Origin of the sequence: Acinetobacter sp. ANC 4470 (assembly GCF_002135335.1) — a bacterium.
Taxonomy (GTDB): Bacteria; Pseudomonadota; Gammaproteobacteria; order Pseudomonadales; family Moraxellaceae; genus Acinetobacter.
The window spans coordinates 38384-62131 of sequence record NZ_NEGC01000010.1 but is presented as its reverse complement, the minus strand read 5'-3'; the positions used below and the strand labels follow the sequence as shown (position 1 = coordinate 62131).

Sequence of the window (23748 nt, the reverse complement as noted above, 5' to 3'; positions counted from 1 at the left end):
AATAGCGGCTTTTCGTATTCTTAGATTGCATATTTAATGATGTAAAAACTTAAGCTAAAAATGCTTTAATCATTTTCACAAGTCGTGCAATGAGTTGATCTGCCTGTTCTTGAGTGATGTTCAAAGTGGGTAGTAGACGAACAACGGAACCCGCTGTGACATTGATAATCAGATGATATTCATCGCGTGCAATATTCACCAACTCAGCACAGGTTTTTGGTAATTCAATACCAATCATTAAACCAAAACCACGTACTGTCACATTTTGATCGACTAACTGTTGCTTCAGTTGATCAACAATATAAGCACCCATTTTTGCAGCATTTTCAACAAGGTGTTCTTTTTGAATCAGATCAATAACTGTATAAACAACACGTGAACCCAATGCCGTTCCGCTGTAGGTTGAACCATGATTGCCCGCAGTCAGTACACCAACACCACGACCTTGGGTCATCACTGCACCAATCGGAAAGCCATTACCCAAACCTTTTGCTGTGGTTAAAACATCTGGAACGATGTCAGTGTGTTGATAAGCAAAATATTTACCAGTACGACCATTACCTGTTTGAACTTCATCAAGCATCATTAACCAGTTATGCTGGTTACAGATTTGACGAATTTCATCTAGGTAGCTAAAACCTTGAGGTGCGGTATTGACACCGCCTTCACCTTGAATAGGTTCAACAAAAATAGCCACAATGTCAGGATGATTAATAGCCGCTTCTTGAATGGCTTCCATATCACCAAAAGGTACGCGAATAAAACCTTCAACCAGCGGACCAAAACCTTCTTGAACTTTTTTATTGCCCGTTGCAGAAAGAGTTGCCATAGTACGACCATGGAAAGAATGGTCCGCAACAATAATTTTAGGATTGGCAATGCCTTGCATAGAGCCAAATTTACGTGCAATTTTAATTGCACCTTCATTTGATTCTGCACCACTGTTGGAGAAGAAAATTTCTTCCATACCTGAAACTTCAGCAAGTTTTTGCGCCGCAGCAGTTTGCCATGGCACTTCAAATAAGTTGCTGGTGTGAATAAGTGTTGCAGCTTGGTCAGCAATGGCTTCAGCAATAACAGGATGGGCATGACCGAGACCACAAACGGCAATACCTGTGAGTGCATCAAAATATTCAGTGCCATCTTCTGTATAAAGATAAGAACCTCGACCGCGTACAAAGCTGATCGGCTGACGGCCAAATACTGGCATCAAATGTGAAGGTTGATCAGGTTGCACGGGCGCAAGGGTAATGTTATTCATGACTAACTCTTATCTGTTAGGTGGGAAAATAAAAGTTTATATAAGCAAAATCTACCCAAGAATAAAAGCCTTATTAGAAATAAAAATGGAAATATTGCTTTAGTCATACTGTTTTGCTAAGTTTTGGGTATAATGCGAGGCAGATGAGTTGAGGATTTATCAATGACTGAACAAGCACGCGATACTGAAGCGTTAATTCGTGACCAAATTGCTAAACATGCAGTACTTCTTTATATGAAAGGTACTCCACAATTCCCACAATGTGGTTTTTCTGCACGTGCGGTAGAAGCACTCAGTCAAATTGGTCGTCCATTTGCTTATGTAAACATTTTGGAAAACCAAGACATTCGCGCAATGTTACCGCAAATCGCAAATTGGCCTACATTTCCACAATTGTGGATCAATGGCGAATTAATCGGTGGTAGTGATATCATGCTGGATATGTTCCAAAAAGGTGAATTAAAATCTTTAGTAGAACAATATAGCCCAGCAGCTGAAGCTTAATTCAGTTGTTGTAAAGCATAAAAAAAGCGCCTTGTGGCGCTTTTTTTATGGGTGCTTTTTAAGAAGTAGATGACTCCACTTCTGGCGCAGCAGTAACCGTGTTTTCAGATTCGACAGCTTCAGCAGGAGTCGGCTGTTTTTTAGCTTTTTCTTTGTTCTTTTTTTGGGCCTTTTTCTTTTTTTTAGCTTTTTTCGACACTTCTTCAAACGCTGCACCATCTTCAATGGCTTGCCAATATTCAAGTTGTGCCATCACCGCAGCATAAATTGAATTTTTGCTATAGCGACCTTTTTTATTTAAGGTGCCGACAGGACGAGCCATTAAAATTTCTAAGGCTTGATCAATCGTTTGAATGGCATGAATATGGAACTGACCTTTTTCTACCGCTTCAATCACATCATGGCGTAACATTAAATGTTGCATATTTTGGCGTGGAATAATCACACCTTGTTTACCTGTTAAGCCTTGAAGTTTACATGCATCAAAAAATCCTTCGATTTTCGCATTTACTCCACCAATCGGTTGAACTTGACCAAGTTGATTCATTGAGCCTGTAATGGCCCAAGATTGGTCGATGGGTAGTTGGCTAATGGCAGAGAGTAATGCAGAAAGTTCAGCCACCGTTGCACTGTCACCATCGACTTGACCATAGCTTTGTTCAAAGGCGAGGGCAGCAGAAAAATGCAAGGTTTGTTCACGACCAAAGTGTGCTTTTAAGAAACTCGACATCAGTAACACACCTTTGGCATGTAATGAACCGCCCAGCTCTACACTACGTTCAATATCCAGAATATCGCCACCACCTTGATAAACTGATGCCGTTAAACGTGAAGGTAGACCAAACTCAACATCTGCATAGTGAATGACCGAAAGCGCATTTATTTGACCTAAACGATGTCCTCTGGTTTCAATCAACTGTGTACCACGAGACAAATCTTCCCAATATAATTCACGTAAATATCCTAAGCGATATTTACGGTGATCTAGGGCCGTATTGATATGCTTATCTGAAACGGTTTTATCATCCGCTTTGAGTGCATGATGGTGTGCTTCACGAATCAAATCGCCTAAAGTTAAAGCATGTAATGACAATGAGCTTTGATCTTCGGCTTGACGACTGGAATCAGTCAGTAATGCAGCTAAAGCAGAACGGTCGAAAGGCAAGAGTTTGTCTGATTGCACATAGTCGGCAATCAATTGCATATAAGCCTGCTCATTAGTGTCATTACGTTGTAATGTATCTGTAAAGTCAGCACGGATTTTAAATACGCTACCGAGTTCTGGTTCAACTTCTAAAATTTCGTAATAAACTTCAGGCTCCGCAAGTAAAACCACCTTTAAATTCAATGGAATAGATTCTGGTTCAATTGAAATGCTACCAGTCAAAGTGAGCATGTGTTCCAGTGAGGATAGTTTTAATTGCCCAGACTTTAATGCACGTTTTAAACCTTGCCATGCATACGGTTGTTCAAGCAGTTGCTCCGCTTCGAGCATTAAAAAGCCGCCATTGGCTTTATGTAATGTCCCCGGGCGAATGAGGGTGAAATCTGTGATGATGGTCCCATTTTGAGTCAATTGTTCCACATGACCCAATAAATTATAGTGAGTTGGGAAGTCTTCAAAAATAACCGGTGCACCAGAATTCGGTTTGTGCGAAACAATAATATTGGCTTGATAACGCGCTGGAACACGACTAAATACCCCTGGGGTAAAGTCATCTTCTTCTTGTTCAAGTACGATTTCGACATTATTAATAATGTCTTCAGCATAATATTTTAAATAGTCTTTTAAGCCTTCAACTTCAGCAAATTTATTCAAAATCTGCTCAATACGTGGCATAACCACTTGTTTTGCAATATCACGATTTAAAATTTGTACTTTATCGCGTGCATCATCTTCTAAATCACCCAAATGTAAACCTAAGCGTTCTAGCTTTTTGTCCATGTAACGCATATTGGCTGAAATTTCAGCCCGTTCTTTGCTATTTAATGCATTAATTTGCTCAGTGGTCATTTCTTCAGGTGAATCATTAATAAAATGTACTGGAACAAAGCAATGTTCTTCATTACGTGTAATCAATTTTAAATCAAGCGCTGCACCTTCTTTGGTTAGCTCAATCAGTGCGATTTGTTGTTCATCGCCAGTGTGTTGGCGAATGAGTTCGATTCGATTGTGATAAATTTCAGCGGTAAAACGACGTTCTAACTGTTTTAAGATGGTTTTCCATGCTTGGTGCAGCAAAGTTTGAAATTTTGCTGCTTGCCCTGAAGGAAGCTCTAATGCAATCGGCTGACGGGGAAGTTTAAAGTTATAAACATAGACCCAATCATTTGGCGTAGGCATGGTTTTAGCATGTTGTTGTAATAAACGCTTAACCATGGTGCGTTTACCCAAGCCAGCAGTACCCACAGCAAAAATGTTATAGCCTGAATAAGGTAATGCAATCCCTGCTTCTACAGAGGCACGTGCACGATCTTGCCCTAAAAAGTTATTGAGCGGTTTAAGTCGGCGAGTTGACGCAGGAATTTTTTCAAAATTAGGAATATGCGTCAGTTGTTCAGATTTTAGTTGGGTTTTTTCTAAGGTGCTTTGTATTTCTGCTCGTTCAAATGCTGAAGTTAAAATATTTTGGCTTGGTTGTTCATTGTTGCTGATAATATTGGTAGATAAAGAAGCGTTCATTTGCTCGAGTCTTTGGGTCACTGTTAAATCCAAAACGAAATATTGCGATAGAGATTTAAAGGTATACAGGTTTGTTTGAAAAATTCAAGCAGACATGATGCTTTAATCGATAAAATAAAATAATGATTTCATAAATATTGTTGAAACCTAGCGCATTACGCGTTTGAATAGCGACATTGAGTTTTTCAGAACATAATAAATCAATGACAACACAATCTACTGGATGGAAATCGGCCTTTACTGCATTTCTAGATCGCCGTGCGCTTATTATGCTGTTTTTGGGTTTTTCGGCAGGTATTCCAATATTACTTATTTTTTCGAGTTTATCTTTATGGCTTGGAGAAGCAGGAATTGATAAAAGTGCAGTCACATTTTTTAGCTGGGCTGCACTGGGTTATTCCTTCAAGTTTGTTTGGGCACCATTAATTGATGAATTACCTGTACCTATACTGACAAAAATATTAGGGCGACGTCGTGCATGGTTGCTCATTGCTCAAGTGCTGATTATCTGTGCCATTTGTATCATGGCATTTTCTAACCCAGCTTTGGGTCAAAGTTATTTATATCAAATGGCAGTAGGTGCGGTGTTGCTCGGTTTTTCTGCGGCAACGCAAGATATTGTCATTGATGCTTACCGTATTGAACTGGCTGAAACACAAATGCAGACGGTGCTTGCCTCGACTTATAATGCAGGTTATCGCATTGGGATGATTGTGGCGGGAGCAGGAGCGTTATTTTTGGCAGCATCCTTGGGGACAGCGAAAGGTAACTATATCTACAGTGCATGGAAAATCACCTATTTAGCCATGGCCGCTGTGATGTTGGTGGGCATTATCACCACATTGGTGATTCGTGAACCACAAGTCAATCGCATCTATAAAGATTATAAACGTACCGATTATTATCGTTTGGTCGCGGTATTTTTTGTGGCTGTAATGAGTTTTGTCCTGAGCTATATTTTCTCTGGAACTTTAACTGAAGCCCTTAAATCACAATTTGAAATTTCAGATTCTTTCCTACTTTTTTGCTTTGAAGCATTACGTTTTATTGGCTCTGCTGCTGTTGCATTATTGGCTGGTTCATTACTGGTGAAAATGGGCGCTGTAAATAAGCAAATGGCATTTGAAACTTGGGTTAATCCCGTTGCAGATTTCTTTAGGCGTTATGGCGTTAAACTGGCATTGGTCTTATTGTTATTGATTGGTTTTTACCGCATTTCTGACATTATTGCGGGGGTCATTTCAAATGTGTTCTATCAAGATCTGAACTTTAGCAAAGAACAAATTGCCGAAGCCGTTAAAATTTATGGGGTGATTTTTAGTTTGCTGGGTGGTTTTTTAGGTGGCTTACTTGCACAGCGTATCAATATTATGAAGTTAATGTTTGTCGGTGCTGTATTGGCCAGCTCAACCAATCTTATTTTTATCGGGTTGGTAAAATCAGGGCAGCAGCTCAATGATGTGAATGTCACAATCGGTCAACATCGTTATCAGGTGCAGTCTGATGAAGTGGGATATTGGAAGCTAAAAGTACCGAGTCAGGTATTAGCACAAGCCAATGAAGTGCAGGTCACTGCACAATATCAAGATGCTTCGCAAAAATCAGCAGTTACTACTTTGCCATATTTAAAGCTTGCTGATCAGCAATTCAGTATGCAAATTTTACCTGTGACGAGTGACAATGTAATTACGTTGTCTGAGCGAAATAATAGTTTAGTGGTTCGTGGTCAATATGTTGGACCGACATTAGCTGAATCACAAAAAATTATCTTAAAATTAGATGATCAAAGTTTTGATGCTAATCTAGATAAAACAGGTGTATTTAGTGCGGCAATTCCAGCAGAGACTTTAGTGAATTCTGCTTCAAAGCAGCTCATCGCGGAAGTTGTTGAAAATAATAGCACTCTTTCAAGCACCCAGCACAACTATGCGACTAATATGAATTTAACGACAGCCAAAAATTTAGATCTTAATATTGATCCTTTGCCTGCTGTAAACCCTCAATCTGCCGATGAAGTGGAAATTACAGGCAAGGTGATTAAACCTTATAGCTCTTTGTGGTTATATTTCGCCATCATTGTGGATAATTTGGCTTCAGGACTTGCTGGCGCAGCATTCATTGCATTTTTATCCAGTTTAACCAGTGTGTCATTTACGGCCGTGCAATATGCCATTTTTAGCTCACTTATGACCTTAACTCCTAAGATTTTAGGCGGGTATTCGGGGACTATAGTGAGCAATATTGGTTATCCGAATTTCTTCCTCATGACTGCCTTAATTGGGATTCCAATTTTAGTTTTAGTGGTGTGGGTGGCTAAATTATTAAAAGAGCATTCAAGTCGTCAAATTTGAACGAGTGAATGGTTGTGAGATGAGGATTGTATAATTACGCACCGTTCTCATTTAAAAGCCTATTTTATCTTATTGATGAAATAGGATTTTTAAATTTTATAATGTGATTGAAATGTAGGAATAAGTATTTATAGTGATCTTTTTTATTTAAAAATAAATATATTTATCAGCTAGTTATGTTATGTTATGTTGTGTTTGTTTGTTTGTTTGTTTGTTTGTTTGTTTGTTTGTTTGTTTGTTTGTTTGTTTGTTTGTTTGTTTGTTTGTTTGTTTGTTTGTTTGTTTGTTTGTTTGTTTGTTTGTTTGTTTGTTTGTTTGTTTGTTTGTTTGTTTGTTTGAGTTGAGTTTTTATTGGGGATCAGGATGAATAAGCAGTTTTCTGCTTTAAGTTTAGCTATCGTATTGGCATTATCGGGGTGTGGGGGCGGTGGCGGCTCCGATAATGGTAACTCAGCTTTAGGGAGTGAAACTGCACCAAAGTCACCTTCTGAAAATAACAATGATCAATCCACATTATTAAAAAACTCGTACAGCCGATGGTGCATCTAAACTAGATCAAAATACATTTGGTTTAGAAGCATGGAATCCACGTGCAATTGCAAGAGATGGCGATGTGCTGTATATCGCCAATAGCAATGAAAAATCTAAAATTTTACGTTATGACTTAAAAAATAAAAAAGTTCTCACTGCCATTGATCCTGAAAAGGTCACTGGTATTTTAAAACAGTGGAATACCTTAAATGATGTGAGTATTTATAAAAGTCGTCTGTACGTTTCATCTTTCCCATCAAGTTGTGTTGATGTTTTTGATATCAGTACTGGTATGCCACAATTTATTATGGCTTTAGGTACAGGGCAATGGTCGGGCGATGTGATCAATTGTGCATACTCATTCTGTTGCAACTAATGATCAATACATATTTTCAGCGGATATGGAAAATCGTATTAATGTCTGGTCACAAAGTCAGGTTGTTGCAGAGAAGAGTTTAAAAGCACGTAAATATGCACGTTTGTCATTGCCAAAATGTGAGCGTAGTTGTGTGGTGCGTTTGGAAACAGTAGGGAATTTGCTTTATGCCAATCTGAGTAATGGCAATACATTTGTTTATGATGTGAGCAATTTACAACAAGGTGCTTCTGATGTTGCATCAACGCGCCAACAAGCAGGTATCGCTTCAGTGACGCATCTTGCCAGTGATGGCTTGCTTTATGCGTTGCGTAGCGCTGGTGCAATTGAAATTTATGCGATAGATCAGTTGGCGACAATCAGCAATGTTTTGCCGACAGCAATCGATAGCGTGAAATCTTATCGTACGCAAGGTCAAGATCAATTGCAGAGTTTAACTCAAACTTCTGATCTTTCCGTGTATGAAAATAATGTCTAGAGTTTGGTCAATAACAAAGTCATCAGCATGCCTTTTCGTACCTTGCAGCAACGACAAACTTCTGCTGTAGTCAATCCATTACAGTTACAACAGGCGCAAAAAGTCAGCAGTTATAAGATAGATGTTGCAAGACGGTGAAAGTTGGGAAATATTGACCAATATTAATCAACGTCATGTAATTATGAATGAGATTCTTTCAGCGCAGCCCAATCGTGAAACGATACAGCTATAAAGTTATAGTGCTATACCAATAACAGACTTAGAGATTCGAGCAAGGCTCAAAGGTACTGAGCAATGGGTGGTGTTGGCTAAACTAGATCAATTGGATGCATTTTCAAATGTTTCTTTAAAATTGAAAATTAATAATGATTCACGATTTAACTTTGTTGATGGCTCAGGTTCAATTCAATTGGCAGGTTTGAGTCAGTTTAATCAACTGCCTGTGGATATCTTTGATCTTAAAGTCACATCTCAAACGGATAGGCACGTTCAAAAATTATCAAAAATCAAAGCCAAGTGGAACATTTACTTCGGAACATACGATCAGGATAAAGACTCTAAATGGCGTCGTATAACGCCACTGTATGCTCGTGAATAGGTCATCATGATGACTAATTTTGCTTACACCTTGAGCAGTTCTGAGTTTAAACACCTATGGTTTAATCATAAAAAAGTGATGGGACATGATTTTTTTGGTAATGATGGAATGATTGAGGGAACAAACGGTTTCTTTAAAGAGGCTGATTATACCCGTGTATATCAAGATATTTTCAACCGAGGCGGAATCTCACTTGGAATCACCAGTATGGGGGGCTTGGTGGTGGTGCTATTTTAGGTGTCGATCCTTGGATTTATATGGTCATTATCGCTAGTCTGGTTTAGGCATTGTTGCGCATGAGTTGGAACATCACTGGGGTAGTCATAGCAGTGCTTGATCAAATGGTGGATATGGATTCCAACCTATGATAGATAACCTTCATTTCTACCTACAACATCAAAAGGATTTGCCATATTTAGATCCAAATGTAAATAAACTTCATTTGGCGAATACTGCAGATTTGTATGGTGGTATTTCTGCAAATATTGTTGGTAAAGCACCAAATAGCGCACCATGGAATAAAATTGATCAATACTTTGCAGATTATCCATTAAAAAAATAGTCATTAAGTGAATTAAAAAGTAGCCTATCAATGGCTACTTTTACTTTGTGTAAATTGAAATATTCAACTGTATTGCCTATATTGGCAGACCATATTTCATGAAACAGGAAAATCAATCATGCGCATGCTGCATACCATGTTACGTGTAGGCAATTTAGAACAATCTTTAAAGTTCTATACTGAAGTACTCGGTATGACTTTACTTCGCAAACGTGATTATGAAGAAGGTCGTTTCACTTTGGCCTTTGTTGGTTATGGTGATGAAGAAAATCATACGGTATTAGAGCTAACTCATAACTGGGATACGACAAGCTATGAATTAGGCAATGCCTATGGTCATATTGCTATTGCGGTGGATGATGCTTATAAAGCATGTGAAGAAATTAAAGCACGCGGTGGTAAAGTAGTACGTGAAGCAGGCCCGATGAAAGGCGGTACAACGGTCATTGCTTTTGTTGAAGATCCAGATGGTTATAAGATCGAGTTGATTCAGCAAGATGTAAATGCGCGAAATAATTAATGAAAAAGTGATATAGATAAACTAAATATTCAACATTAAATTGAAAAACTAGCTTTATTTATCTAGCCCAGTAAGATGAAACTTTACCATTAGGTAAACTCACTTATTGGGCTTTTTTATCTTTAAATAACTACAGGAAGTAGCAATGTTAAAATTATTGGCATTGGATCGCTTTACCATTTTACTTATTGTTATGGTGATCTTGGCAACTATTATTCCAGTATCTGGTTTGGCTGCAAATATCTTTAGCTTTATCACCTCTGGCGCAATTGCGATTTTATTTTTCTTACATGGTGCAAAAATTTCCAGAGAAGCGCTTGTGGATGGCATTATGCATTGGAAATTCCATCTCGTCGTTTTTGCTTTTACCTTTGCATTATTTCCACTTTTAGGTCTGATGGCTAAGCCCATTTTATTGCCAATTTTGGGGCAGGAGCTGTACTGGGGCTTTTTATTTATGTGCTTTTTACCATCGACAGTACAATCTTCTATAGCCTTTACTTCTGTTGCAAAAGGCAATGTTGCCAGTGCGGTATGCAGTGCTTCATTTTCTAATCTGATCGGGATGTTTATAACGCCAATATTAGTGAGTTTCTTTATTTTAGGTCAGTCTCAACAAGGCTTTGACCCAACCTCAGCGATTATTAAAATTACCTTATTATTATTGGTACCTTTTGTTTTAGGACAGCTATTACGTCCTTATGTTTATCCTCACATGTTAAAAACACCAAATTTGGTCAAATTTTTCGATCAGAGTACCATTTTGATGGTGGTCTATGGTGCTTTTAGTGGGGCTGTTGTTGCTGGACTGTGGAGTATAGTCAGTTGGCAAACCTTATTGATCCTGACTTTGGTTTGTTCAATATTTTTAACTCTGATTATGCTGTTGGCTTTTTATATTCCAAAATGGTTGGGTTTTAATAAAGCAGATCAAATTGCGATGTTCTTTTGTAGTTCTAAGAAAACGTTAGCCAGTGGTGTGCCGATGGCACAGATTTTATTTATTGGACAACCTCTTGGAATGATTGTTTTACCGATTATGATCTTTCATCAAATTCAGTTGATGGTTTGTGGCGTGATTGCGAATTATTGGTCGAAACATCCAGTGCCTGAGCTGCAAGAATAATTCGCTATCTTATATTTTTTACCGTATAATTGCGCCCACTTGTTGTGCTTAGCTCTGGCGGTATCCGTCTCGGTGGGCCAAAAGAATGGTCTGTTATGGTGTTGATCTCGCTTTTCTTTGGATAAGCTTTTCCTCTTAATGAGAGTGATCAATTGCGATGACAGCATAAGCCTTTCTTAACTTAGGAGTAATCGACCATGCGCGCCGATATTCACCCAAAATATGAAAAATTAGTTGCTACTTGTTCATGTGGTAACGTAATCGAAACTCGTTCAGCTATGGGTAAAGAAACTGTTTACCTAGACGTATGTTCTGCATGCCACCCATTCTATACTGGTAAACAGAAGAATGCTGATCAAGGCGGTCGTATCGACAAGTTCAAACAACGTTTCTCTGGTATGTCACGTTCTATCAAACGTCCTGACTAATACTGTTAGATGTAAAAAAACGGGCAAAATGTCCGTTTTTTTACATCTAAAATTTATATTCTATATCAAGGAAAAATGTACAAAACCTATTGGTCTTGTACATCAATAAGATGATCTAGTTTTTTCTGGAAATAATCACCTTGAATAAAACGAGCATCCACATTCCATGCATTTGCAAAAAGTGTCATGTCATTTAAATCGCGTAGCATAATTTCAACAGGTTTAATTTCATGGAAAATTTTGATTTTTTCTTGTAATTCTTCTGTGGACTGTTCTGAATGGAGCATTTTAGTCAGACTGTGGTGTAATGTTAATCCGTTAATATCCAGTTGACGTGCAGCAGATTCACTATAAATGGTGTTGCCAAAGTCTCTTAGTGATACTTCAGCACCAAATTGACGTAATTGCGCAATATGCTTTTGTGCATCTGAGATATTCTGAGTCAGGTCTTCTTCTGAAAATTGTAAAATAAGCGGGTGAGTTAATTTACTTCGTACAATGGTAATTAGTTTAGAGATAAATTCAGGGAACGTACGGTCGTGCAATAACACTGCTTTATTTAAATTTACAATTAATTTTGCTTCAGGATATTGAGTAATGAAATTGTGTAGTTGTTTACATGATTCGACTAAAATCCAACGATCCAATTTAATTGATAATTCATGATCTTCTGCCAATTCTCTTAAACTGGATAAATCTTTCCATGTATTTTCAAAAATGAAGCCACTCGTTACTTCATAGGTGTATAGATTGGTGTCTTGTTTGTCATAAAGTTGTTGATATTTTAAATGAACTTCGCCTCGGTCTAAGCTATGTTGTAACGCTCGAATCAGTGAAGACTCGGGTACAGCATCTAATGACTTGATTTCTCGAGGTTGTATTTCAATGATTGGAGTGTTTATATGAGCTTCTAATTCAAGCTGTGGTGTAGGCTCATTTTTAGGTAAAACAGTACTGTAAGCTAAATTAATAAATTGTTCGAAGTGATTTTCATCACGTATTTCACCATCTAAAATTGAATAACCAATTCTTAGATTAAGTGGGTAAGTCGATTGATTGATGGTTAATAATTGTGGCTTGGTTAATGAGTTTAAACCAATGAGTTTAGATTCTAATTTTGCTTTAGATTCTGCTTGGAACAAACCAATAAAAACACCAGTAGCAATTTGAAATAATGGGGCATGAGTTTGATCTTTCAAAAACTCATTAATCTGGCTGAAATAATTTTTTGAAGTGATCCAGTCAGCTTGAAAAATACCTTCAGGACATGATGCTAAAGAAAAGAGCACCAATGCATTAATATCAGAAGGTTGTTTAGTAATTGTTCGATTGATTAACTGATATATATTTGGATTTTGTGTGTGTTTTTCAGTTGTACTGGTAGTTGCATGGTTTGATTCTGAATTTTCAATATCAATGGTAATTTGTAATGCATCTTCATCTGTAGAAGGTAGAAATTCGATTTTAAGCGGATTTGGAACAGAAACATGATCATTTAATGTGGTGATATCAAAACGACCGAAATCAAATTGACCTTGGGTAATTTTTTTAAACCGCAATTTAAAGTCATTTAATTCTTTCGGTTGTAAAAGGTCAAGTAGAGGAAGACCAACAATATCTTCCTCATTTTTTATTCCAAATAGATCCAAATATTCAGCATTGGCTTGAATATGAATCCCTTCCTGAATAAGTGCAATGGCTTTATTACTATCTTGTGCTAAAGATTGAGCTTGGGTTTGTGCTGACTCTAGCTCATTCATTAAATGTTGTTGGGTAAGGAGTATGCGGCTTAATGAAAGTGCACGGAGTAAACCAATATAAAAACGGTCTGGATAATCCAGATTTAAAATATCATAAATTCCCTTACGAATATAACTCGCATACTGATCTGCCTGATAATCATCAGGTTTAAGTAGGATAATTGGTAAGTTAGGCTGTTTTGATAATTGGATTAAACTTAAAGCTTGTTCGTATTTTAAGTCATAGGCACGACCAAAAATGACCAAATCCCAAGTTTGATGTAATTGTTTTTCAAAAGTTTGTAAATCATCAAGTAAAGTTGCTTGTACGATATGTTCGTTCGATATTAAAAGATCACGAATCTGATTAAAACGTATTTGATTATCATCGATAATGAGTAAACGTGTCTCGGTACGTTTTAACTTTTTAGACAATAATGGATTTCTCACTTTAATGCTTCCCATAAATCGTGATTTTTGATTTCATTCATTTGTTTATTGATAAAGTTTTTAACTAGAATTTCTTGTTGATCATTGAGTAACTCAAATTCAAATCGGATAAAACTTTGTGTAATCAGTTGGGCTTTAGTCAGATAAATTTTTAGTTCTTCTTTTCCTAATCGTAAATGAATGGTTTGTTTTTCTCTAAATAGGTGCGAGCCTGAGACAATTAGGCTGGTTGAAATATTATCTAGTTGAGTTGTCTGAACGATCAATGCTGGTTGATAATTATTGTTATGACGCTCAGTTTTTACCATGGCTGAACATGGGAATAAATCTTGCGCTAATACTTCAAGCCCAAGCTCCAAACTTTTTTCTGTCGATTGTTTAATCCAACGAATTACACCGCCACGCCAAGGGCTATTGGTGTTTTCCTGAATAAGAATAAATTCACCTGTTTTTAAATGCGGAGGGGTAATACCTGTCCATTTAATTCTGTAACCATTCACACTAATATCAAGAACGTCAGTAGGGTAAATTTGTTTAGTTTCTCGATCTAGGGTTTTAGCTGTCGTGATTTCAGCAGGAATATTAGAATTCATTGAATTAATAAATGTACTTTCATTTTGGAACTGATAATTATTTTCTAAATCCAAAGTTTCGTGAAAGTTTTTACCTTTAGAGAGGTAAAAGTGTGCAACTGCAAGACTAAAACAGATTTGTAATTGTGCAGAATATTCGTAACGCTCATAGCGACGTTCGGTATTTGTTGTAAGTAGGTTATGAATATGAAAATGTAAAGCGGGTGTTAAAAACAGCTTTTCATTACGCGATAAATATCCTGTTTTTTTGGATTGAGTTTCAGACAAATGATCGAGTAAATTTTGGGTCGAAATATAAATAGTCGGTTTATATGAACTTGATTGATCGGTATTGAAAACAGGTGGGTGATCTTTGTTGATATCGATGATATAGCGTGAAAGCGTCGTTTCTTTAGATAAGATATGAACCAGTTTGGCCCAATCAAAGCTACATAAATATAGACCTTGCATTTCAGAAGGGCGAATTTGATGCGTGTTGAAGATATCGAGCAAAATAAGCTGTGAGTAAGCTTGAGTAATGGTTTGTAATTGGTGTTGAGTATCTAAAATTTGATTGATATTGGTTTGATAAAAGCTGTTTTTAATCGCACATTCAAGTAGTTGATGCGCCACTAACCATTGCCCAAATAACGGTGTGCTATACAATAAGTGTTGTTGGTACAGCAACAACGATAGTTGTTGTAATGCGTAATAGGTCGAAACCATTCTTGCAGTTTGTAAACTTTTCTTTTGATTAAATGCAAACAGTGAAAATTTTTGCAAACTTAATTGTGTATTACATCTTTTTGAAATATCAATATAAATTTTTGCGAAATGACTGCGTAATAACATCGCCAATTCAATAATTTGATCATTACGATCTGTGGTGATTAGACTTTGGTTGAAAAAATGTTTCTCTAAACTAATCAATACATTATCAATGGTAGGGTGTAAAATTTGAATTAAATCAAAACGAAGCATTTCTGGGCATTTAAGTTCTGATATTTCGAGTAACGCGTTGAAAAGTTCTTTTGAGGAATTCCCGAGTTGTAGAATGGATAAATTAGATACCCATTCTTGCAGACCTTTTGCATTAGATGGACAAAAGCTCAGTTTTTCCAACTTTAACTCTGTTGGAGTTTGGAAGATATCTGAAGTACTCATAAGCATCGTTATTATTTAACTCAAAAAGTTGAAACCCCAAAAAGCGGTGTTTTGTTTTTTTCGCCCGCTATTTCCCTAACGAGTTTAGGAACCAAATATCCTGGAAGGTTCTCTAAAACATCTTTATATATAAGATTAATATCTTTAGGACTTAAGTCAAAATGATGCGCACCTTTTACTTTATCTAATACATGTAAATAATATGGCATCACACCTGCATCAAACAAACGATAACTTAAATCGACTAAAACTTGCGCTGAATTATTAACCCCATTTAATAAAACGGCTTGGTTAAGCACAGTGATTTGTTGTTGAACTAATAGCGAAAGCTTAGCGCAAGTCAAATCATCAAGCTCAGCTGCGTGATTTGAGTGTACCACTAGAATAATCCGTAGCCTACTGTTTTTTAATAGGGAAACAAGCTCTTCATCGACGCGGTTGGGGATTACAATGGGAACCCGTGAATGAATTCTCAAAAATTTAATTTGTGGTAATGATTCTAGGCGATCAATCCATAGTTTTAGTTTGCGATTTGAGAGCGTAAGTGGATCTCCACCACTAAAAATGACTTCATTGATATATGGTTGGCTTTTAATATAATTTTTAATGTTTAGCCAATCTTCATTTTTAGGTAAATTTTCTTGATAAGGAAAATGGCGACGAAAACAATAGCGACAGTGGACTGCACAAGCGCCCGTTAAAGTGAGTAAAAAGCGAGATTTATATTTGTGTAACACACCAGGTTGTTGATTGGCTTGTTCTTCACCTAATGGGTCTGTGACAAAGTCAGGATGCTCTTCAAGTTCTAAATGATGAGGTAATACTTGCAGTAAAAGGGGGTCAAGTGGATCACCAATATTCATTTTTCCGACAAATGCACGGGGAACACGTAATTTAAACTGTTCAGAAGCGAGGATTGCCCCTGATAATAATTGTTCGGGACAGAGCTTAAGCACCTCAAGTAACTCTAAAGGGTCTGTAATAAGGTCACTGAGTTGAGATTGCCAGTTTTGCTCTTGATACAAATAGTTTATCATGTCGCATGTAAAAAATGATGCTAGTCTAGCATTAATAGATTTAAGTTAGTAAGTTTGGAGTGAGCCTTTCATGGCCAATTATTCGACAAATGATTTTAAAGCTGGCCTAAAGGTCATGCTTGATGGTAATCCATGTTCAATCATGGAAAATGAATATGTGAAACCTGGTAAAGGTCAAGCATTCAGCCGCGTTAAATTGCGTAATCTTAAAAGTGGTAAAGTTTTAGAGAAAACATTCAAATCCAATGAAACACTAGAAAGTGCAGACATTGTAGAAGTTGAAATGGATTACCTTTACAACGATGGTGAACTTTGGAACTTTATGGATCCAGTAAGCTTCGAGCAAATCACAGCTGACAAAACTGCGATGGGCGATGCTGCTAAATGGTTGAAAGACGATTCAAACGAAAAATGTACGATTATGCTGTTCAATGGTATTCCGTTGACAGTAAATGCACCGAACTTTGTTGTCTTGAAAATCGTTGAAACTGATCCTGGTGTACGCGGTGATACTTCGGGCGGTGGCGGTAAGCCTGCTAAACTCGAAACTGGTGCAGTAGTTCGCGTACCATTATTCGTACAGCAAGAAGAAAGCGTTCGTGTAGATACTCGTACAGGCGATTATTTAGAACGTGCATAATGGTTTAAAAATAGACTATTATCGAAAGGGATGATGAAAATCGTCCCTTTTTTTATGCCAAAGTATTAGATGAAAAGTAAAAGATGAGGAGTACAGTCGCAAAGGAAGAAACAGCAATATATCGAACAATAAAAAATGAACGCTGATTTATGCAGAAATAGATGAGGGATTGACATGGAAACGACTCAACCGAAGTTATCAATAACTTCAAAAATAGTGTGGCTTTTAGTCGCAATTTTAGGTGCAGTGTCATTTGGGACGCTTGCGCTGAGTAGAGGTGAGCATGTAAATGCCGTTTGGTTAGTATTGGCTGCTATCTGTGTGTATAGCATTGCTTATCGCTTCTATAGTTTATTCATTGCCAATAAAGTTTTTGAACTCAATGCTCGACGTTTAACACCGGCGCATCGTTTAACGGATGGTCTAGACTATGTGCCTACCAATAAATATGTTTTGTTTGGGCATCATTTTGCAGCGATTGCAGGTGCAGGGCCGTTAGTCGGTCCTATTCTAGCTGCACAGATGGGTTATTTACCCGGAACCATTTGGTTGTTGGTCGGTGTGGTCCTTGCTGGTGCTGTACAAGACTTTTTGGTTTTGTTTATTTCAACCCGTCGTGATGGCCGTTCATTAGGTGAAATGGCGAAGCAAGAATTAGGTTCCTTTGCTGGAATTGTTGTCATGCTTGGTGCATTAGGTGTGATGATCATCATTCTTGCCGTATTAGCACTGGTAGTTGTAAAAGCACTCGCGCATAGTCCTTGGGGGGTATTTAGTATTGCGGCAACCATTCCCATTGCATTGTTCATGGGCGTATACATGCGTTATATCCGCCCAGGTAAAATTGCTGAGGTGTCAATCATTGGTTTTGTATTGATGATGGCGGGCATTATTTATGGTGGAAATATCGCTGCTGATCCTTATTGGGGACCTTTGTTTACGCTTACTGGGACACAATTAACATGGTGTCTAATTGTTTATGGTTTTATTGCATCTGTGCTGCCTGTTTGGCTGTTGCTTGCGCCGCGTGATTACCTTTCAACCTTCTTGAAAATTGGTGTGATTGCAGGTCTTGCAGTGGGTATTATGGTGGCATTACCTGAACTAAAAATGCCTGCGGTAACACATTTTATTGATGGTACTGGCCCTGTATTTTCAGGATCTATGTTCCCATTCTTATTCATTACCATTGCCTGTGGTGCAATTTCAGGCTTCCATGCTTTGGTTTCTTCAGGAACCACACCTAAACTGGTCAATAACGAAATGGATATTCGTATGATCGGTTATGGTGGCATGTTAGTGGAATCTTTCGTTGCTGTTATGGCGATGATTTGCGCCACTATTTTAGAACCAGGTGTTTATTTTGCAATTAATGCCCCTGCGGCAGTTTTGGGTACAACGGTTGAAAGCGCAGCTGAAGCTATTCGTACTTTAGGTTTTGTGGTGACGCCTGAAGCCTTGACGCTACTTGCTCAAGAAGTGGGGGAAAGCACAATTTTATCACGTACGGGTGGTGCTCCAACTTTCGCAATTGGTATGGCGCACATTATTACGGAAATTTTTAATAACCGTTCAATGATGGCATTTTGGTATCATTTTGCGATTTTATTCGAAGCATTATTCATTTTAACAGCGGTAGATGCAGGTACACGTGCTTGTCGTTTCATGGTGCAAGATACAGTGGGTATTGTGATTCCTTCACTTAAAAACTCACGTAACTTTGTAGGTAATATGATTGGTACGGCTGTCGCTGTTTCGGGATGGGGCTTCTTTGTTTATCAAGGTGTGATTGACCCACTTGGCGGTATTAATAGCTTATGGCCTCTATTTGGTATTGGTAACCAAATGCTTGCGGCAATGGCGCTTATTTTGGGTACGGTCATCTTGTTCAAAATGAAGAAGCAGAAATATGTTTGGATCACTATTTTTCCAACCATTTTCCTATTTATTACCTGTATGACGGCAGGTTGGCAAAAAATCTTCCATGAAAATCCAAAAATTGGTTTCTTGGCACAATCCAACCGATTCTCGGATGCGATTGCACGTAATGAAATTTTAAAACCAGCTAAAGATATTGCTGAAATGCAAACCATTGTATTCTCCAATCAAATCAATGCCGTACTTTGTGGTTTCTTTATGATTGTTGCAATTGTCATGTTGGTTGCTGCAATTGGTGTGATTCGACGTGCATTGGCAGATCCTAATCCAAGCGTGCATGAGTCAGAAGCTATTTATAGTGATGAAGTTCCAGTAGGAGAGGTGAAATGAGTCTAAAAGATCAAATTCGCCAAAAACTGGCTTTGGGCAAAATGATTAAATTTACTGTGCTTGCGCAGCCAAAGAAATTTTTAATGTTAAATGGCATTAAAACCATTCAAATTATTTGGCAGCGTCTACAGCAAAGTTTCCGCTTAATGGTGGGAGTGCCTGATTATCAGACTTATTTAGAGCATATGAAAAAAAATCATGCTGATTTAGTGCCAATGGATGAAAAAACATTTTACCGTTATTGTGTGGATGCACGTTATCCAAGTGCGACGGGTGGATTGAAGAAATGTCCTTGTTAGTTTTGAATAAGTATTGATTAGAAATCTTTTGATTTCTTTGGAAAAATAAAAAAACGGTGTATGTTAATCATGCACCGTTTTTTATTGGGGACAAAAGTGTGATTTGGGGGACGAATAAAGTTCAAAAACAAGAGCTCACGCACGAACAGTTAGAACTCAATCATAAAGTTGCATCTTATGCTTTAAAGGTTCAAACATTTTTAACTCAAATTAATAGCATTATTTTGGATAAAGAAAATCAAACGAAATTGGCTTTGAGTTGTTTGTTGGCAGGTGGACATGTGCTGTTTGAAGATTTACCTGGGTTGGGGAAAACGACATTGTCGAGTGCCTTATCACATCTTGCAGGGTTGAAATTTCAGCGGATTCAGTTTACCAATGACATGCTGGCAAGTGATGTGATTGGTGTAAACATGTTTAATCAAAAAGAACATCAGTTTTCGTTTAAACAAGGTCCAATCTTCAGCCAAATATTATTGGCAGATGAAATTAACCGTTGTAGTCCAAAAACCCAAAGTGCTTTGCTTGAAGCAATGGAGGAGGGCTTGGTGACTGTGGATGGGGTGCGTTATCCATTACCACAACCTTTTTGGGTGATTGCCACACAAAACCCACTGTTTCAAAGTGGTACTTATACTTTGCCAGAATCACAGCTCGATCGCTTTTTAATGCGTTTGTCGCTGGGCTATCCCTCACGTTCAGCAGAAAAATTACTGTTACAACAAAATTCACGTTATGCCTTAATTTCAACGCTAAAGCATGTGTTTAATGAGCAAGAAATTTTAGCGATGCAACAATTGGTCGTTCAGGTGCATATTGCTGATGCTGTGTTGGAATATCTGCTCAATCTTGCCGATGAAACCCGTAAAAAACAGCACGGATTATCGACCCGAGGTTTATTGGCCTTGAAAAAAGCCGCACAAGCTTTTGCCTTTATTGAGCAACGTAGTTTTGTAACTCCAGATGATGTGCAAGCGGTGTTTGTTGCTGTGGTTGCTCATCGTATTGGCTTAAGTGACGCTGAAACAGTGCAGTTGATGCGGCAAGTGGATATTAGCTAAAGGAAGATCAATTTGAGCAAGCCTTGGCAAAAATGGTTGGCGGCACGTTTTCAATTTGAAAAAGTAAAACAGCTCTCGCAAAAAGATATTCTGATTTTTATCTATCAACAGGGTTATCTGTATTTGGTATTGGTCTTGATTACGTTTGTTGCAGGGGTGAATTATGCCAATAATTTGATTTTGGGCTTTTGCTTTTTGATTAGTGCCATTTTATGTATTAGTTTTTATTTAACCTTTAAACAATTACATGATTTAGCCATTGAAGTCTCTGTTGCTGAAATAGGGCAGGTTGGCAAGCGTGTTGAATTGCAATTACATTTTCAACAAGCGCAAAAGCACTCACGCTATTTGTGGATTAAAACTGATCAGCATTTAGAAAAGGTTCTGATTTCAGAGCTAAAGCATAAAATTACACTTTCTTTTTTACCTGAAAAAAGAGGAAGATTTCACTATCCAACCCTACAAATTTATTCAGTTTATCCTTTTGGGTTAGTTCGGGCATGGACCTATTTTTATTTAAAAGAGTATGCATGGATTGCACCCAAAGCTGCATTTTATAGTGCTGAAAATAAACAGCATAAGCATAATTTTGAACCGGATATGGACGAGTTTCGTGAATTGCGTAATTTCCAGTTGGGAGATGCATTACAAGCGGTGTCATGGAAGCAAGCTGCACGTGGGCAAGGTTTATATATTAAAGTATTTGAACAGCACCATGATCAAAGCAATATTGAAATTCGTTATGTCAACATGCCCAGTACAGAACATGAAGAAAAGTTGAATTTAATGATGGGATTGATTGAACAATGTGAGCAGATGCAATGTGATTATGCGGTGTATTTACCGCACGCTGAATTAGCTGTAGGTATTGGCGAAAGTCAGTTACGACAAGCAAAAAAACTTTTGGCACAGGCTTAAATTATGATCCATGCTGATATTAGAACCTCGATTTTAATCACAATGTCATTGGTCTTCCTTGCACAGGTATTTTTTAATCCTATTTTATTAAGTGTTATTTTTGCGCTGATATTACTTTGTTTATTTTTTAGTTTAAAGGATGAGAGTAAAACTGTCGCTAAAATATGGACGTTTGCACTGATCACTTTAGCTTTAGTGACGATCTATTTTAGTTATAAAAGTTTTATTGGGGTTGAAGCAGGTGTTGCTGTTTTATCGACCTTTTTGTTTGCCAAAGCTTTAGAAACAAAAAATAAGCGCGATGTTATTGTTTTATTTAATTTTGCTTTGTTTGTTGGTGCAAGTTCCTTTTTATATAGCCAATCCATCTGGATGGCACTAATGATTGTACTGTGTTTATTTAGCTGCTTAATTGGACTTTATCGCCTACAAACCAGTGAGTTTAAACCCTTACAAAATCAATCGATAGCATTAAAAACTGATGCAAAACATGTGGCCAGATTTTTAATTTTGGCTTTGCCATTTTTTATTTTATTGTTTATATTTTTTCCACGCTTACCGCCACTTTGGCATATTCCAATTCCAGAACAAAATAGTGTCACAGGGATGAGTGATAGCATGTCACCTGGTGATATTGCTAAACTTTCACAATCAACAAGTTTGGCTTTTCGAATTATTGGTAATATGGATCGATTTCCGTCACGCAATGAACTGTATTGGCGTGCTATGGTTTTAGATCAATATGATGGGAAAACATGGACTAGTAGTTTTATCAATCAACAACCTGTTTTAGAAAATAAATTCTTTGGAAAATCAAAAAGTGGTTTTGATTATCAATACTTGGCTGCTGATGCACGAGTGATGTGGGTGATGGGGTTGGAAAAATCAATTCCACTCGAACCAGAATACCAATTAGAACAAGATTGGGGTATTACACCGCTTCGTCAAATCTTGCGCAATCAGCCTGTTAAATTGCATTGGTTAGGTAATGCTGAGTTGCCAGAGCCAATATTATTTAAATCTAATATATTAGAAAAAATGAATACCCAAATGCCAGAAGCATTAGATGGAAAATCACGTCAATTTGCATTAGAAATGTTTATAAAAAGTGGTCAGCAGCCAAATCAATATGTGCGCAATATTTTGCAATGGTATAAGAAAAATGACTTTGTATATACATTGTCACCTGGTTTATTAGGGGGGGATCGCATCGACGAATTTTTATTTCAATCTCGGCAGGGTTTTTGTGAGCATTATGCTTCGAGTTTTGTCATGTTAATGCGTTATGTTGGGATTCCTGCACGTGTAGTTATTGGTTACCAAGGCGGTCAATTTGCACCTGATCAAGCGAGTTGGGAAGTTCGTCAGCTTGATGCACACGCATGGACAGAAGTGCAATTGAATGGAAAATGGCAACGAATTGATCCTACAGCAATAATTGCTCCACAACGGATTGATGGGGGAATGCAAAATTATATTGAAAATGAGCGTAGTGTTTTAGGAAATAAAGAGCAAAAATGGAAATATCAACGATTTTCAATGTTAAAAAATATACGTATTTGGAGTGACTATGCAAGTTATCAATGGCAAAGTAAAGTTGTGGGATATACTGCCGAAAAGCAGCAAAGTTGGTTGTCAAAATTAGGTTTGAATTCTACTTATGCTAGTGCAATGGTATTGCTATCAAGCATTGTGGCCGTAATTACTCTTTATTTTCTTTGGATTTATTATCGCAATAGACAGTATGTTTCCGCATATGAGCAAGCGATTCAACAATTTTCTAAGCAATTGCAACAAAACTTACGTAAGCAACCCGCTGAAACTTTTTATATGTGGATGCATCGTTTGGCAGAATGGGTTGAAAAAGATCAACAAGAGATATTTATACAAACTGCAGAATATTATCAGCAGCAACGGTTTTCATGCGAATTTAATGATCAACACGCAATGAATTTTAAAGAGATGCTTAAAACTTGTGCATATACTTTAAAAAACAATAGAAAGCCCTTGTCTTAGAAAATAAAAATGAATATTATTCACAGCACTTAGGTGTATAGCTCAGTTGGTTAGAGCGCTACGTTGACATCGTAGAGGTCAGCAGTTCGAGTCTGCTTATACCTACCAAAATTCGTTGATTAATCAACACAATAAAGCCCACTCATTGTAGTGGGCTTTTTGTTAG

The 23748-nt window shown here is 37.5% G+C and carries 22 protein-coding genes and 1 tRNA gene; 18 read left to right on the top strand and 5 right to left on the bottom strand.

The window, feature by feature from the left end; genetic code table 11:
* Window positions 1-49 precede the first annotated feature (49 nt).
* On the bottom strand, window positions 50-1261 hold the full coding sequence (locus B9T25_RS13245) for an aspartate aminotransferase family protein (protein ID WP_086188878.1): 1212 nt from the start codon (window positions 1259-1261) through the stop codon (window positions 50-52).
* A gap of 162 nt (window positions 1262-1423) precedes the next feature.
* Between B9T25_RS13245 and grxD the strand changes: the two genes are divergently transcribed.
* Window positions 1424-1765, top strand: a complete 342-nt coding sequence (grxD, locus tag B9T25_RS13240; protein WP_004648446.1) for a Grx4 family monothiol glutaredoxin — start codon at window positions 1424-1426, stop codon at window positions 1763-1765.
* Between the two features lie 58 nt (window positions 1766-1823).
* Here grxD and B9T25_RS13235 read toward each other — a convergent pair whose 3' ends face one another.
* Complete coding sequence (locus B9T25_RS13235) at window positions 1824-4448, bottom strand: Lon protease family protein (protein WP_416202367.1); 2625 nt, start codon at window positions 4446-4448, stop codon at window positions 1824-1826.
* 203 nt (window positions 4449-4651) lie between these two features.
* Here B9T25_RS13235 and B9T25_RS13230 point away from each other — a divergent pair, with 203 nt between their 5' ends.
* The 10 genes from B9T25_RS13230 to rpmE all read left to right on the top strand — a co-directional run bounded on the left by B9T25_RS13230 (window position 4652) and on the right by rpmE (window position 11418).
* The gene (locus B9T25_RS13230) at window positions 4652-6799 is read left to right on the top strand and encodes an AmpG family muropeptide MFS transporter (protein ID WP_086188876.1); all 2148 of its coding nucleotides are present in this window, start codon (window positions 4652-4654) and stop codon (window positions 6797-6799) included.
* Window positions 6800-7162: 363 nt separating this feature from the next.
* Entirely contained in the window at window positions 7163-7348 is a 186-nt protein-coding gene (locus B9T25_RS14745; protein WP_228146891.1) for a hypothetical protein, read from the top strand.
* A gap of 64 nt (window positions 7349-7412) precedes the next feature.
* Window positions 7413-7706: a hypothetical protein gene (locus B9T25_RS14740; protein ID WP_228146890.1), complete on the top strand. Its 294-nt coding sequence runs from the start codon at window positions 7413-7415 to the stop codon at window positions 7704-7706.
* Window positions 7681-8184: a hypothetical protein gene (locus B9T25_RS14735; RefSeq protein WP_228146889.1), complete on the top strand. Its 504-nt coding sequence runs from the start codon at window positions 7681-7683 to the stop codon at window positions 8182-8184. Before B9T25_RS14740 ends, B9T25_RS14735 begins: the two co-directional genes overlap by 26 nt.
* A 304-nt stretch (window positions 8185-8488) precedes the next feature.
* A complete protein-coding gene (locus tag B9T25_RS14730) occupies window positions 8489-8782 on the top strand; it encodes a hypothetical protein (RefSeq protein ID WP_228146888.1) in 294 nt (97 codons plus the stop codon).
* A 9-nt stretch (window positions 8783-8791) separates the two neighbouring features.
* Complete coding sequence (locus B9T25_RS14725; protein ID WP_228146887.1) at window positions 8792-9019, top strand: hypothetical protein; 228 nt, start codon at window positions 8792-8794, stop codon at window positions 9017-9019.
* Window positions 9020-9146: 127 nt separating this feature from the next.
* Complete coding sequence (locus B9T25_RS14720) at window positions 9147-9344, top strand: hypothetical protein (protein ID WP_228146886.1); 198 nt, start codon at window positions 9147-9149, stop codon at window positions 9342-9344.
* 118 nt (window positions 9345-9462) lie between these two features.
* Window positions 9463-9864 (top strand): lactoylglutathione lyase, encoded by a 402-nt coding sequence (gene gloA / locus B9T25_RS13215; RefSeq protein WP_086188875.1) that lies wholly within the window; start codon window positions 9463-9465, stop codon window positions 9862-9864.
* A gap of 145 nt (window positions 9865-10009) precedes the next feature.
* Entirely contained in the window at window positions 10010-10990 is a 981-nt protein-coding gene (locus B9T25_RS13210) for a bile acid:sodium symporter family protein (protein ID WP_086188874.1), read from the top strand.
* 197 nt (window positions 10991-11187) lie between these two features.
* A complete protein-coding gene (gene rpmE, locus B9T25_RS13205; RefSeq protein ID WP_086188873.1) occupies window positions 11188-11418 on the top strand; it encodes a 50S ribosomal protein L31 in 231 nt (76 codons plus the stop codon).
* Window positions 11419-11504: 86 nt separating this feature from the next.
* Here the strand turns inward: rpmE and B9T25_RS13200 are convergent, their stop codons facing one another.
* From B9T25_RS13200 to epmB, 3 genes are read right to left on the bottom strand one after another with little or no spacing between them, the layout of a single operon-like run.
* Window positions 11505-13622: an EAL domain-containing protein gene (locus tag B9T25_RS13200; protein WP_086188872.1), complete on the bottom strand. Its 2118-nt coding sequence runs from the start codon at window positions 13620-13622 to the stop codon at window positions 11505-11507.
* Window positions 13604-15349, bottom strand: coding sequence for a GTPase (locus tag B9T25_RS13195; RefSeq protein ID WP_086188871.1), 1746 nt, complete (start codon window positions 15347-15349; stop codon window positions 13604-13606). Before B9T25_RS13195 ends, B9T25_RS13200 begins: the two co-directional genes overlap by 19 nt.
* A 14-nt stretch (window positions 15350-15363) precedes the next feature.
* Complete coding sequence (gene epmB / locus B9T25_RS13190; protein WP_086188870.1) at window positions 15364-16380, bottom strand: EF-P beta-lysylation protein EpmB; 1017 nt, start codon at window positions 16378-16380, stop codon at window positions 15364-15366.
* 70 nt (window positions 16381-16450) lie between these two features.
* Here epmB and efp point away from each other — a divergent pair, with 70 nt between their 5' ends.
* From efp to B9T25_RS13155, 7 genes are all read left to right on the top strand, one after another.
* Window positions 16451-17020 (top strand): elongation factor P, encoded by a 570-nt coding sequence (gene efp / locus B9T25_RS13185; RefSeq protein ID WP_086188869.1) that lies wholly within the window; start codon window positions 16451-16453, stop codon window positions 17018-17020.
* Window positions 17021-17194: 174 nt separating this feature from the next.
* Window positions 17195-19288, top strand: a complete 2094-nt coding sequence (locus tag B9T25_RS13180) for a carbon starvation CstA family protein (protein WP_086188868.1) — start codon at window positions 17195-17197, stop codon at window positions 19286-19288.
* A complete protein-coding gene (locus B9T25_RS13175) occupies window positions 19285-19587 on the top strand; it encodes a YbdD/YjiX family protein (protein WP_143222479.1) in 303 nt (100 codons plus the stop codon). The genes B9T25_RS13180 and B9T25_RS13175 overlap by 4 nt, the downstream gene beginning before the upstream one ends.
* Window positions 19588-19688: 101 nt before the next feature.
* Window positions 19689-20648: an AAA family ATPase gene (locus B9T25_RS13170; protein WP_086188888.1), complete on the top strand. Its 960-nt coding sequence runs from the start codon at window positions 19689-19691 to the stop codon at window positions 20646-20648.
* 12 nt (window positions 20649-20660) lie between these two features.
* Complete coding sequence (locus B9T25_RS13165) at window positions 20661-21566, top strand: DUF58 domain-containing protein (protein ID WP_086188867.1); 906 nt, start codon at window positions 20661-20663, stop codon at window positions 21564-21566.
* Window positions 21567-21569: 3 nt separating this feature from the next.
* Complete coding sequence (locus tag B9T25_RS13160) at window positions 21570-23582, top strand: transglutaminaseTgpA domain-containing protein (protein WP_086188866.1); 2013 nt, start codon at window positions 21570-21572, stop codon at window positions 23580-23582.
* Between the two features lie 31 nt (window positions 23583-23613).
* Window positions 23614-23690: transfer RNA gene (locus B9T25_RS13155), tRNA-Val, on the top strand.
* Window positions 23691-23748: the final 58 nt, after the last annotated feature.